Raw genomic sequence first — 14,161 nt, 5'->3', positions numbered from 1 at the left:
GAAGCACAAGATCAAGCGCGCCGACCGCCTGATCGGCAATCCCCACCTGTATCGCGAGCGTACGGCGATCTACGACGCCCTCTGCCGCGTGACCCTGGCCCGGATCGCCGAGCCCCTGATCCTCGTCGACTGGTCGGATCTGGCCTTGATCATCGTTCCGGCCGGCCCCGGACGGTCCGCTGTGCGGACCGGCGACCGTGCAGATCGCGCGGTGGCCGGGTTTATAGCCAAGGCCGGCGCGCGCACCGCCCGGTACCACCGGGCGATCCTGCTCGCACGGCGGCTCGCCACCGTCCCGTTGAGCTGGGAGGAGTGAATGGTCGCCGCTGCTGTCTCTGAACAGGCTTATTGTCCCACGCTCCCCGGTGCCTCCGGCAGCGCCGGCGCAAATGGCCCTTTGCCTTTAACCGGGGCCGGCGCCGTGCGCGCCGCCTCGTCGACCCACCCGCCGCCCATGGCCTGGTAGACACTGACCAGTGCCGACAGGTCGGCGGCGCGCGTAGCGGCCAGATTCAGTTCCGCCGGGAAGAGTTGCTGCTCAGCCTGGAGCACGGTGGAGTAAGGGACATAGCCGCCGTCGAACTGGATTCGGGCGAGCCGGGAATAGTCGCGCAGAGCCTGCACCAGTCGCGTTTGAGCTCCGACCTGCTCGCCGAGCTTCTGACGCGCGATCAGCGCATTGGAGACATCGGCGAAGGCGGTTTGGATGACCTGTTGATAGTTTTCTTCCGCCGCCCGTTGCTGTGCTTGGGCCTGGGCCACCTGGCCGCTGACCGATCCGGCGGTGAAGATGGGGCCGATTACTGAGCCTGCGAAGTTCCAGGTGTTGGCCGGGCCGCTGAACAGATCGGACAGCTCCGAACTGGACCCACCGAGGGCCGCGGTGAGCGAGATGCTCGGGAAATACAGGGCCTTGGCCGCCCCGATCTGGGCATTGGCGGCGATCAGTTGTTGTTCGGCCTGGAGGATGTCGGGGCGTCGCTCCAGGAGTTGGGACGGGACCCCGGACGGCACCGCGGGCCGGCCCATGGTCTCGACCGTCAGCCCGCGTTGGATGGGTCCGGGATTGCGGCCGAGCAGGATCGAGAGGCCATTCTCGAGTTGCCCGATCTGCTGTTCGATGACCGGGATTTGCGCGCTGGCGGTCTCGTATTGGGACCTGGCCTGGGCGACCTCCATTTCGGAAACTTGGCCGTATTTGAACTGGAGTTCGAACAGGCGCAGGGATTCCGCATAGGCGGCTTGGGTCCGTTTCGAGGTCGCCAGTTGCTCGTCCAGCCCACGCAGTTGGATGTAGCTGCTCGCCAGGGTGCCGACGAGCGACAGGATGACGCCGCGTCGTGCTTCCTCGGTGGCCAGCAGATCGGCGCGCGCGGCCTCGGTCTGGCGGCGGATGCGGCCCCACAGGTCGATCTCCCAGGAAGCGCCGGCCAGCACCGTGAAGTTGTTCTGGGGGTTGGCGACACTGTTCGGAACCGGCGTGGCGGTGGCCTCGGACACCCGCTCCCGGATCCCTTCACCACTGTAATTCACCTGGGGGAACAGCGGCGCCCGCGCCTGGGTCAGCACGGCGGCGGCGGCCTCGACGTTGGCCGCGGCGATCTTGGCGCTCCAGTTGTTGGCCAGGGCGATGAGGATGAGGTCGTCGAGCACCGGGTCACGGAACTGGCGCCACCAGCGCGTGTTGGCCGTGTCCTGGGCGTCGCTGAACGCGAAGCGATAGGCGTCCGGGGTGTCGACCAGAGGGCGGGTGTAGTCGGGTCCGAGCATGCAGCCGGCGACCAGGGCGGCCGACAGGGCGGCGATCAAACAGATGATCAGGGGGCGCATGTCAGATCTCCTCGCGCCGCGCCTGGGGTGTCTGGGGGGCAGGCGCCCCGCCGGCATCGATCCGCGGTGCCGCGTCGGGCGGCGTTGGGGCGTCGCCCTTGGCGCTGCCGAACAGCCGGCCGCTGGCGGTCGACAGCAGCCAGTAGAACATCGGGATGAAGAAGATGGCGATCAGGGTGGCGGCCAGGGTGCCGCCGATGACGCCGGTGCCGATGGAGTGGCGGCTGTTGGCCGAGGCCCCGGTGGCAATGGCGAGCGGCAGGGTGCCGAGCACGAAGGCGAAGGAAGTCATGATGATGGGCCGCAACCGCAGTCGCGCCGCCTCGGCCGCCGCGTCGAAGAAGGATTTGCCCTCCTTGCGGTTGAGTTCCACCGCGAACTCGACGATCAGGATGGCGTTCTTGGCGGCCAGTCCGACCAGGGTCAGCAGTCCGATCTGGAAGTAGAGATCGTTGTCCTGTCCGCGCAGGGCGATGGCGACCAGGGCGCCCAGGATCGCGAAGGGCACGGCCATCATGACCCCGACCGGCAATGACCAGCTCTCGTACTGGGCGGCGAGGATCAGGAAGACGAAGATCAGACCAAAGATGAAGGCGATGGCCGAGGTCGAACCCGAACTGACTTCTTCGCGGGCCTCACCGGCCCACTCGTAGCCGTAGCCCGCGGGCAGCACCTCACCAACCACCTCGGCCATGGCCGCCAGGGCGGCACCGGAGGACACACCGGGGGCCGGGCCGCCATTGATGGCGATGGCCGGATAGTTGTTGAAGCGGGTCACCAGACTCGGGCCGATCACGTAGCTGGTGGTGACCAGGGCCGAGAGCGGGATCATCTTGCCCTCCTTGTTCTTCACATAGAACTTGCCGATATCTTCCGGGGACATGCGGTAGCTTGGCTCAGCCTGCAGGACCACCTGATAGAGGCGGGAATCCTTGGGGAACTGGCTGACATAGAGTGAGCCGAACATGGTCTGCAAGGTGTCGTAGACATCTTGAATGGGGACCCCCAGGACCTCGGCCTTTTCCCGGTCCACGTCGGCCAGCAACTGTTGGCCGTTGGCGCGAATGGTGGTATTGATCCCCGTCAATTCAGGCCGGGTCTTGGCTTTGGCGATAATCTCATCGACCAGACCGGACAGTTGTCCGAAGGTGCCTGAGCCCTTCTGTTCGATCCAGATCTGGAAGCCCGCGGTGACACCGAGTCCGGGAATGGCGGGCGGGTTGACCGGGATCACCAATCCGCCCTGAATGGGGTAGAAGCCGCGCATGCCGTCGGCGATCACGGCGTTGGCGGAGAGCGCGGGCGATTGGCGCTCGGCATAGTCCTTCAGTGCGACAAACAATACACCGAAATTGGTCTGCATCTGGGAGTCGATCAGACTGTAGCCGTCGACCTGGGAGACATTGTCCACCGCCGGGTGGGCGCGCATCACGGCCGCGGCCTGGGTGCCGACCGCATTGGTACGGCTCAGGCTGGCGGAGTCCGGGAGGAAATAGGGTACGAAGATGTAACCCTGGTCTTCTTGCGGTACGAAGGAGGTGGGCAGGGTGCGGAACATCCAGACGGTTCCGGCGACCGCGAGCGCGAAGACGATCATCCCCAGGACCCAGTGGCGCATGATCCATTTGACGCCGCTGACATAACCGCCGGTCAACCGGTCGAAACCGTCATCGAACCATTTGAAGAAGCCTTTCTTCTCACCGTGCTTGGCTTTGATGAGGAGTGCCGCCAGGGCGGGTGAGAGGGTCAGCGCGATGATGCCGGAGAACACCACGGAGATGGCGATGGTGACGGCGAACTGTTTGTAGAGTGCGCCGGTGATACCACCGAGGAAGGCGACCGGCACGAAGACTGCGTTTAATACCAGGACGACCGCGATCACGGGCCCGCTGACCTCGTCCATCGCCCGTTTGGCGGCGGCATTGGGTGTCAGGCCGAACTGGACCATATTGCGCTCGGTGTTTTCGACCACCACGATAGCGTCATCCACCACCAGACCGATGGCCAGAATCATCCCGAACAGGGTGAGCATGTTGATCGAGAAGCCGATGAGCAGCATGCCGATCAGTGCGCCGAGGATCGACACCGGTACGGCCAGGGTCGGAATGATGGTGAGCCGCAGGCTGTGCAGGAAGATGAAGACCACCAGCACCACGAGGACGACGGCTTCGAAGAAGGTCTTGACGACCTCGTCGATGGAGGCTTGTACGAATTTGGTCGTGTCCAGTGCGACCGCGTAATCCAGACCTTGGGGAAAGCTCTTGGAGAGTTCCGCCAGGGTGGCCCGCACGTCTTTGGAGACCTGGAGTGCATTGGCGCCGGGTTGCTGATAGATCGCGATCAGGGTCGCGGACTTGCCCTCATACTCGGTATTCAGGACATAGCTCTGCGCGCCGAGCTGGGTGTAGCCGACATCCTTGACGCGCACCAGGGCGGCATCCTGGTTCTGCGCGCGCAGGATCATGTTGTCGAATTGGGCGGGCTCGGTAATGGTGCCGGTGGTGACCGGAAAGGTCTGGGGAACCGGATAGGGCGTGGGTGTGTCGCCGATGCGGCCGACCGCGAACTGCTGGTTCTGCTGTTTCACGACATCGGCGATCTCATTCGCGGTGATGCCGAGTTGGGCCATCCGGTCCGGTTTGAGCCAGATGCGCATCGCATATTCGGGAACACCGAAGATCGAGGCCTGATTGGCGCCATTGATCCGGTTGATGGTGCTCAGCACCTGGACGTTGGCGTAGTTGGAAATCACGTCCGCGTCGAGACTGCCGTCCGGCGAGAAGAGTGCCAGCACCATCAGGAAAGTCGAGGTCTTTTGCTGGACGTCGACACCCTCGGCCTGGACCGACTGCGGCAACTGAGCCATCGCCTGACTCACCCGATTCTGCACGTCGACCTGGGCCAGTTCGGGGTCTGTATCGATGGTGAAATAGACCGACAGCGTATAGTTGCCGGTCGAGGAACTGGTGGACGACATGTAGATCATGTTGTTGGCGCCGTTCACCTGCTGTTCGATGGGCGCGCCGACGTTCTGGGCCACCAGGGTGCCGTTGGCACCTGGATAATTGGCGGTCACCTGGATCTGGATCGGGGTGATCTGCGGATATTGGGCGATCGGCAATTGGACCATCGCCACCAGGCCCGCGATGGTGATGACCAGGGCGATCACCGCCGAGAAGATGGGTCGGTCGATGAAGAAGTGGGAGAACATGGGGGGCTCCGGGGCTACTTCTTCTGGTCGCCGATCACACCGATGGGCCGGTGGGGTGCGGGGGGTGTCGGTCCGGCGTCCGTGGTGGTCTCGGATACGATCTTCACCGTCGCCCCCGGTACGATCTTGGCCACCCCGTCCACCACCACGGTATCGCCGGCCGCCAGTCCGCTGTCGATGAACCAGTTGTTCCCCTGCCAGGGACCGACCTGCACCGGGCGGACCTGCGCCTTGTTCTCCTGGTCGAGCACGATCACGAAATGCCCCTTGGCGCCCTGCAGGACGGCCTCCTGCGGGATGAGGATCGCGTTCGGGCGGACCGCGCCCTCGATCCGCACCCGGACAAACTGCCCCGGCCGCAGGGTGGCATCCGGATTCGGAACCGTGGCGCGCAGCAGAAAGGTGCCGGTCTGTACGCTATAGTCGGCATTGGCAAAGGTGATACGGCCTTTTTGCGGGAAAACGGAGCCGTCCGACAACACGACCTCGATCACATAGCCGTCCCGCTCCGGCACACGCAGCCGTCCGCTCGCCTGCTCATCGCGAAACTGGAGCATGTCGTTCTCGGACACGCTGAAATTGACCCAGAGGGTGTCGACTTGCGCCACGTAGGTGAGCAGGCTGTTGGCCGACGAGATATAGGACCCGTCCTGAACTTGGGCATAACTCGACAGCCCGGTCACCGGCGTGGTGATAGTGGTATAGCCCAGATTGAGCTCGGCTTGCCGCACATCGGCGCGGGCCGTTTCCACTGAGGCGGCGGCCGCCTGCTGCTGGCCGGTCGCATCATCCAGATCCTTCTGGCTCAGCGCCTTCTGCGCCGTAAGGGGCCGCACCCGGGCGAGGTTGTCGTTCGCCGTCTGAAGTCGCGCCAGTTGTTGGCCAAGCGCGCCCTTGGCCGCGTCCAGGGACGCCTGAAAGGGCTTCGGGTCCTGCCGGAACATCACGTCTCCGGTCTTGACCAGGCTGCCCTCGGTATAGACGCGCTCGTTCAGGAAACCGTCGACCCGCGCCCGGATCTGCACCTGCCGCGTACTCTCGGTCTGGCCCACATATTCGAAGGTGACGGGGACGTCACGCGGGACGATGCGCTGCACCGTCACCGGTGCCGGCGGGCGCTCCTGCGGCTTGGGCGCGGGCTTATCGCAGCCGATCAGAGGGACGAGTGCGATCAGGGCGATCAATGTCCGGCGCATGCCAAGCAGACTCCTGTAGAGACCGAGCGATAGGTTCGTCGTAAAGACGGCATCATCTCAGACGCATCTTGTGCGTGACAAGCGGACATCCGGGTCGTCGCCGGCCTTGATCATCGATCCGGCTGGCCGCGATCGGTCTGCACGGCGGACCCTGCCGCAAGGTCGCGATCCGTAGTCCGCTACGCGGACCGACGGCCGCGCAGATCGCGAGGAAGCCGGGATGATGATCAAGCCCGACCCACCGAGAATGCTTCGGTGCAGGATAGAATTCAGTCTCAACGATGAACGTCCTAATGCGACCTGGAACCCCCGAACCCTATAACCCTAGAACACGTTAAGCGCAGGATAGAAAGCACGAGATCATGCAGCGTATGGTGACAAGCGTTTAGATACCGATTGGGGTTGCTGCATTCACTTAAGGAAAGGATAGAAAAAGGGGTGAAGCCTTGGACTCCAAATGCGCATCGCTGGCCGCCACGATGATCAAGGCCTGCTCAGCGCTGCTTCATCAACAGCGATTCGATACAAGAATGTAGGGGCGACTAAAGTCGCCCCTACATGTCAGTAGTTCTTATCCCGGAAATCTCCCAACGGTTGGATGCCGTGTCATCTTTGGTCCTCGCTGTGTCGAGGCTGGGGTCCATCCCTGGACCTCCAGAGGGCGGCGCCGACACTGCAGGTCCGGACAACGCCAGTGCCCGGATCCTGAGGGTCAGCGCCGTGATCGGTCGCTATCGATCAGCCACTACAGCTCGGGAGTGAACGCATCTCCCGAATCCCGCGGCGGTTGCGGATCCTTGACAACCGCTGGCTCCACCGGTTTCGGTGTCGACTCCTTGGGGGCAGCGGCCTTGTGCTGGGCCTTGGGTGCGGGCTTGTCCGCAGCCTTCGGGCTGACAGCGGGGGCCGGCGCAGCCGCCGGCTTCGCGGGTGCACCGCGCCAGGCTTGACGGGCAGCGCTCCGCTCGCCGGCGAAGTCGCCGACCAATTGCTGCGTCTGTTGCTGGATGTCGGCGACGGCGTGCACGATCTCGGAGACGAAGGACTGGCCGGCGGCCTTGACGTCCATCGCCATGACGCCGCGGGCTTGCCGGAAACCCTCCTGCATCTGGGCGACATCATTGCGTATCGCGGCGGCGGCTTGCTCCCGGTCGGCACGCGACGTGGCGGCGGTTTCGGCGAGCATGTCCCGGACCGCTGCTTGGCGGCTCGCGGCCGCGACGCGGATATCGGCGACGGCACCGCCGAGGCGGGCGAGGAAGGCGTTGCGGTCGGCCCGCGCGGCCTCGGCCATGTCCGCATGCTCCTCGCGGAAATTGGCCTGGAGTGACTCTACGCTGCCTTTCAGGTTACTGATGAAGGCGTGCGCGGCGTCGGTGACTTCCTGGCGGGTATCGGCAATCAGGGTTTGGCGGGCGATGCGATCGGATTGGATCTCGTCGCGTAGCCGCCCCATATCTTCAGTAAAACGGCCCATTATCTGCTCCTCGTAATCACTTTGCGGAATCGACCCCGGAGCAGGCGGGTCCCCGCGCGGCCCAATTACCGGGTTCGGCGCGGTTTGCCACCTGACCCGGTGGGACGTGTCGCTCGGGATCGATGCTTAACGCATCGGAGCGACACTCCCAAGGCGCGAGACGCTCGATCAGGCCGGAGCGGCTGCAGGAGCGGTGAGGCCGATGGCCTCGGCATACTTCAGGTAGGTTTCAACCGACGCGATGACCACACGGGCTTCAACGGCGAGCAGCTCGATACCGACCAGGGAGACCTTCAACCACGCATCAATCACGATGCCCTTGTCGAGGATGCGGTCAACCACTTCGGCCAGGCTGGAGGAATCAGTAGAGTTGGCGACTTTTGCCATTTTCGTAGACCTCTGAACGTCGAAAAAAATTGCACTTGAGGTGCGCTGTTAGCGACCCTGGCGGGTCTGATCGTACTACGCGCGTCCATTCGCACCAGACCTCACCGAATGAGCCGACTGGCCCGCTGATACAATTTACGGGTCTGAGGTTCTTCGGTATGGCATCCTGCCGGGGTGGTCGCTTGTCTTTAGGATTGCATTGCTTGTGCCAAGTTTAGATGCTGCTGGTAAAGAACAATACTCGCTCATCAAAACAGTGGTTTGGCGGACTTGCCCCGAGGCGTTAAGGCGAGCACCACCGGATGTGATCGGCGAATTGGTGGGATTCTGGTATGGAATGAATTCCATAACCCTGGTAACGGCTCCTTAGTTGGGGTGGACATCAGGCTCATCGCGCCGGCTTCAGACCGCCAGAGCGAGTCGCCGCACCCCGCCGAAGTCGGTCTTGCCGCTGCCGAGCTTGGGAATGGCATCGACCCGTCGGATCTCCGTCGGGATGCTCAAGGGGTTCACCCCGGCCGCGAGCAGGGCACGGCGCAGGGTCTCGGGGTCGAGGTCGGCCGCGACCAGGAGCAGGATGCGCTCGCCTTTCTTCTCGTCCGGCAGATTGACGGCCGCCAGCTCCAGTTCAGGCTGCGCCAGGACCCGCCGCACCTGCTCCTCCACCCCGCCCAGGCTGATCATCTCACCGCCCAGCTTGGCGAAGCGTGAGTAGCGGTCGACGATGGTGAGAAAGCCGTCCGCGTCCAGGTGCCCCTTGTCGCCGGTCTTGTACCAGCGCATCCCGTCCAGTACGACGACCGCCGCGGCGGTCTTCTCGGGGGCCTTGAGGTAGCCTTTCATCACCTGCACCCCGCCGATCAGGATCAGCCCGTCCTCGCCCGGCGGGAGGGTGGCGAGGCTCTCCGGGTCCACCACCCGGAAGCTGGTGCCGGGCAGGGGCATGCCCACGGTGCCGGGCCGGGAGCCGGACTGGACCTTCCAGTTCTCGATGTCCAGGGTGTCCGGCACGTTCACGCTCGCCACCGGCGTGGTTTCGGTGGCCCCGTAGCCCTCGTAGATGGGGCGCTGGAATTTGAGCAGGAAGGCGTCGCGTACGTCCGGGGCGAGGCGCTCGGCGCCGGCCACCACCACCCGCAGCGAGTCCAGCATCAATGGATGGACCTTCTTATTGCGGGTGTAGAGCCGCAGGAAGGTCGAGGTGCTGCACAGCACGGTGGCGCGGAAGCGGGCGATGGCCTTGGCGGTGCCGGCGGCATCGGTGGGGTCCGGATGACAGACCATCGGGATGCCCTCCACCAGCGGCAGGAAGGTGGTGACCGTGAGCCCGAAGGCGTGGAAGGGCGGCAGATTGGCCAGGATCACGTCATTGGCCTGGGTATTGAGCACGTCCGCGATCTGCCGCAGGTTGGCCATGATGTTGCGGTGGGTTAGTTCGACACCCTTGGGCGCGCCTTCGCTGCCGCTGGAGAAGAGGATCGCGGCGGTTGTATCGGGGCTGATGGGCTGCCCGAACAGCAGGCGTAGCAGTCGCGTGGGCAAGAGGATAGCCAGGGCCAGCATCGCCAGGGACTCCAGCTTGCCGATGCGGGCGCGCAGGTCTTCCATAGGATGCAGGGTGACCTCGGCAAAGGCGGCCCCCAGGTCGATGCCGCGCCCGGCGAGCCGCTTGAGGAAGAGGTCCGCGGTGACCACGTGACGCAGCCCGGCGGCCTCGACGGCGGCGCGCAACGCCTCCGGGCTGGCCGTGTAGTTGAGGTTCACCACCTGCTTGCCGGCGAGCAGCGCGGCCAGGTTGGCGATGGCGCTGGCGGCGCTGGCCGGCAGCAGGATGCCGATGGCGGGTTCCGGGGCCAGCCGCCGGATCCGGCCGGCGAACAGCAGGACCGCGGTGATGAGCCGACGGTTGGTGAGCGTGGCGCCGGAGGCGTCGATCACCGTCACCCGTCCGAGGTCGCGTTTGGCGGTGGCGAGCCAGGCCGCCGGCAGGCTGGGCAGGCCGGCGACATAGATTTGCCAGGAACTGACCGACAGCTCGAACACTGCCTGCTTCACCTGTTCGGTGCCCGACGCCAGCGGGAGCGGTGCACCGAAGGCGACCACCACCTCCCGCACCCGACCCTCGCGCCGGCCCTCTCTGAGCTTGGCGCTGGCGTAGGAGAACCAACTTCCCCAGAGGCCGCGCATATAGAAGGGGACGATGAGCACTTGACCGCGCGCCGGGTCGACTTGGCTTGCCGCCAGTTCGAACCCGCGCTTGAACTCGGAGAGTTGACCGTTCTTGCTGATGGTTCCTTCCGGGAAGATACAAACGACCTCGCCCTGGTCGAGCAGCGCGGTGACGGCCTGGATGGCGTGGCGGCTGCTGCCGCGCGAGATCGGGACGACGCCGAAGAAATTCAGGAAGTGCTTCAGATACCAGCGTTCGTAAATCTCCCGTTCCATCACGAACCGCACTGGGCGCGGGCTGGCCATCTGTACCATGGCCCAATCCACCCAACTGATGTGATTGCCGAGCAGCAGGACCCCGCCCTGCGCCGGGAGATGATCGAGCCCGATGACCTTGAGTCGGTAGCGGGTGGCCATGGCGCGCGCGATCATGAAGCGCACCAAAGACTGCGGGAGCTGGTAGACGGTATAGATGGCGCCGATCAGGGCCACCACCGCCAGGGCCAGCATCAGGCTCAGCCCGCCCAACTGGGCGCGGGCGGCGGCCACCGTCAGCCCTAGGAATACCAGCATCCAGATGTTCTGGATGAAGTTGCTCGCGGCCAGCACCCGGCCCAGCCCCTGCTCGCCCGCATTGAACTGAATCAGCGCGTTGAGCGGGACCAGGAAAAACCCCGCGAGCACGCCCAGCAGCACGAAGTTGAGCGCGTGCGCCCAAATGGACCGGAGTTCCGGCAGGACAAACAGGGCGATCGCGATCCCGAGCGCGCCGATCGGCACCAGGGCGGTCTCGACATGGTCGCGCGAGACCCGGCCGGCGATGACCGACCCCAGGATGATGCCGAGCCCCGAGCAGGCTAGCAGGCCCTGGATCACGACCGTGTTGGTTTCGCCCAGCGTCTCCTTGGCGAAGGCCGGGAACACCGCCAGGATCACCTGTGAGATGGACCAGAAGACGGCGAGCCCGATGATGGAGAGCCAAATGACCCGGTTGTCCCAGGCGGCATGCAGGTTGTCCTTGAGGTAGCGCCCGCTGCCGTACTTACTCCAGTCGAATGACATCGCCGCGCCCGCCACCGTCTGGGGCAGCCGATAGGAGAGACTCACCTCGATCAGCGAGCCGAGCACCAGCAGCCAGCCGGCCGGGGCCACCAGATGCATGACCTCACCGGGCGTGGCGTAGCTGTGGCCCGTGAGCCGGCCTTCGAACAGGATCGAGAAAAAGAAAATCCCGGCCAGGATGGCGGTGGTCGTGGTCGCCTGCACCCAGCCGTTGGCCGCCGCCAGCGCCTCCTTGCCCACCAACTCCTTGATGTAGCCATATTTCGCCGGTGAGTAGACGGCGCTCTGCATGGCCAGCAGGAAGGTCATGCCGAAAGCCGGCCAGAACCAGCCCAGGTAATAGAAGACGGTGATGGCCAGCGTGATGACCACCGCGGCCCAGGCCGAGACCCGCATCACCCGCGCCTTGGGGTAGCGGTCCGCGAGAAAACCCGAGGGCGAGAACAGTAAGACAAAGGGCAGCAGGATCAGGGCATTGACGATGGCGGTCAGCAGAATCTGCGTGTCACCGTCATAGGTCTTAAACAGCGTGTTCTGGATGACGATCTTGTGCCCCAAGTCCACGAAGGCATTGAGAAACATCATCCCGATGAAGGGCAGGAAGCCCCCGATGCGAAATAACCGGTTCATGACTTAGGCTCCGCGTGTGTCGCGACCCCGGGTTGGCCGGGGACCTGGGGCGCTGATGAAGTGGCAGGCTGACCGATTCTGGTCTGGACCGGCGCCATGCTAACGCGAATCCGCTACGGCGGGCGTTTCCTGTAAGACCTGATCCAGCAGTTCGAAATTTGGGTGGCCGCAGCCGACAGTGAGCCGGCAGCGACGCTGTTCGTGGATGGGCTGCGCTCATCCACAAAACCGGCTCGGCTGTGGGTGGATAAGGCGCGCTGTTCGGTGTCAGTGACCCGGCACGTCGGTCGCGCGCGCCGCATCCACCAGGGGTCGCGCGATGCTGCCCAAATTTGGAATTGCTGGGTGAAAAATCCGGGGCTTGCAGTCTAGCCGAGGCTGTGGTATCCCTTTCCCGGATTAATGTTATTCTGCCGCTTCAGACGGGCATCAGCCGGGGCGACGGGATGGACGCCGTGACGGTTTGAGCGTCCGCGCAGTGAAGACGGGGCCTTCCCCGCCACACGAGGAGCAGCGCGCCAGGGTGGGCATCGTCAGCGATCCGCCAATGGGGTTCCGTGCCGATCACGGGCCCCGATCGGCCAGCCCGCTGCAAGGGGCGGCATGGTCGCTGAAAATCCATCGACTGACGCAGTGGCATGAGGTCGTCTTCATGAAAGCGCACCATCGTCATACCCAGCATTTCGGATTGATCGTCTGCCTTTGGGTCGCGCTCCTCGGCCTGTCCGGAGTTGCCGCGGCCGGGGTCCCGGCCGACTACACATTTACCAGCTTCGATTGGCCTGATCAGACATACATTCCCACTGGCATTAATGATCGAGGCGATGTAGTAGGGTATTACGGTGGAAGTAACAGAGATTACGCTTTTCTGCTTCGGGGGGGCGTTTATACGACGCTCGGCGACCTTACACCTTCAACAGGTACTATGTGGGCCACTGGCATCAACGATAGCGGGGTCGTGGTAGGGAATTACCTCAGTGCTGAACTGGGGAATGCGGGTTTCGCTTACCGCGACGGCGTTTATAGCGTTATCGCCCCAACTGGTCCAGGTGGTGCTACAACAGTTTCGCGTATTAACGATACTGGGCAGGTGCTAGGATGCGAAATGTCTACTGGCTGTTTCCTTGAAAGTGGCGGTGTATACACATCTTTTCCGCCCTCAAATTATGTTTCGGCCATTAACGACAATGGTCAGATGGCGGGCTATTATTACGACGACCACGGACAACATGCGTCTATCAGAGATAGCGACGGAACCTATATTTTTCTGCCAGCCATGCCTGAAGGTGGTTTCCAGGATCTTATGGTTGCGAGCCCGATCGATATGAACGACGCTGGCCAGGTGCTGGCTTGGTTTCGAGACGGTTGCATTGCTAGAGTATACGACAGCGGGCAGTACACTTTAATTAAACATCCAGATTCTTTGACTACCAGCATTTGGGGCAGTGGCAATACCGGTACTTGTCCGGCCGGCATCAACGATCAGGGACAGGTGGTTGGTACCTATTATGACGGGACAATCTACCGGGGTTTCATCGCCATACCTAAGCCCAAGACGACAACAGTCCTGGCAATCTCCCCCAATACGCCTTGCTGTGACCAACCGGTAACCTTCACCGCAACCGTCGCGCCAGTGGGCGGCGGATCGGTTCCAACCGGCACCGTAACTTTCCTGGATGGCACCGTCGAATTGGGCGTCGGAAACCTGGAAAACGGCACGGCGACCTTCCTCGGAACCCTTGGCCTGACGGGGACGCACATCCTCACGGCTATTTATGGCGGCGACGATCAATATGCCAGCGGCACCAGCCCCGCTCTGACCGTTGCGGTTCCCGATCCTGACTTCGTCATCACCGACATCGTCCTGCCGACCAGCACGCCGGTCGTCGACATCCCCTTTGACGTCCAGATCACCGTGACCAACCAGGGCACGGCGAGCGGTCATGGCGGCTCTCTGAACGTCTGGTCCAACCATCCGACGGCGGCGGAGTGCTGGGAAGGTCCGAGCGCTAGCGCTGAGGTCGGGACTCTGGCGGTGGGCGAGCGCAACACCCTGACCCTCACCGTCACCCCCAGTGATCTGACGAGTCCCAAGACCCTGCGCGCTTCGGTAGACGGCCACTGCGGGACCACCGAGTCCGACGAAACCAACAATCAGGCCACCCGGTCCTATCCCGTCGTGGCCCCGGACTTCGTCAT

7 protein-coding genes and 1 pseudogene are annotated in these 14,161 nt (G+C 63.7%); 2 read left to right on the top strand and 6 right to left on the bottom strand.

Annotated elements, in window-relative coordinates; translation table 11 throughout:
- Positions 1-316: pseudogene (locus QZY03_RS16310) on the top strand (hypothetical protein); the annotation flags it as partial.
- 29 nt (positions 317-345) lie between these two features.
- Here QZY03_RS16310 and QZY03_RS16305 read toward each other — a convergent pair.
- The 6 genes from QZY03_RS16305 to QZY03_RS16280 all read right to left on the bottom strand — a co-directional run bounded on the left by QZY03_RS16305 (position 346) and on the right by QZY03_RS16280 (position 11,962).
- Positions 346-1,830 carry an efflux transporter outer membrane subunit gene (locus QZY03_RS16305; RefSeq protein WP_295582867.1) on the bottom strand — a complete coding sequence of 495 codons (1,485 nt, stop codon included), beginning with the start codon at positions 1,828-1,830 and terminating at the stop codon, positions 346-348.
- Position 1,831: 1 nt separating this feature from the next.
- Positions 1,832-5,041: an efflux RND transporter permease subunit gene (locus QZY03_RS16300; protein WP_295582865.1), complete on the bottom strand. Its 3,210-nt coding sequence runs from the start codon at positions 5,039-5,041 to the stop codon at positions 1,832-1,834.
- Positions 5,042-5,055: 14 nt separating this feature from the next.
- Positions 5,056-6,237 (bottom strand): efflux RND transporter periplasmic adaptor subunit, encoded by a 1,182-nt coding sequence (locus QZY03_RS16295; RefSeq protein ID WP_295582863.1) that lies wholly within the window; start codon positions 6,235-6,237, stop codon positions 5,056-5,058.
- Positions 6,238-6,982: 745 nt separating this feature from the next.
- Positions 6,983-7,714, bottom strand: coding sequence for a hypothetical protein (locus QZY03_RS16290; protein ID WP_295582861.1), 732 nt, complete (start codon positions 7,712-7,714; stop codon positions 6,983-6,985).
- Between the two features lie 168 nt (positions 7,715-7,882).
- Complete coding sequence (gene gvpA, locus QZY03_RS16285; RefSeq protein ID WP_020503491.1) at positions 7,883-8,101, bottom strand: gas vesicle structural protein GvpA; 219 nt, start codon at positions 8,099-8,101, stop codon at positions 7,883-7,885.
- Positions 8,102-8,503: 402 nt separating this feature from the next.
- On the bottom strand, positions 8,504-11,962 hold the full coding sequence (locus QZY03_RS16280) for an acyl-[ACP]--phospholipid O-acyltransferase (RefSeq protein ID WP_295582859.1): 3,459 nt from the start codon (positions 11,960-11,962) through the stop codon (positions 8,504-8,506).
- A 523-nt stretch (positions 11,963-12,485) separates the two neighbouring features.
- Here QZY03_RS16280 and QZY03_RS16275 point away from each other — a divergent pair.
- On the top strand, positions 12,486-14,161 hold a 1,676-nt coding region (locus tag QZY03_RS16275), incomplete at its 3' end, for an Ig-like domain repeat protein (RefSeq protein WP_295582857.1).

Source organism: uncultured Lamprocystis sp., assembly GCF_903933125.1.
In the GTDB taxonomy this organism is placed as follows: Bacteria; Pseudomonadota; Gammaproteobacteria; order Chromatiales; family Chromatiaceae; genus Thiodictyon.
This window is presented reverse-complemented; position numbering and strand designations above follow the sequence as displayed.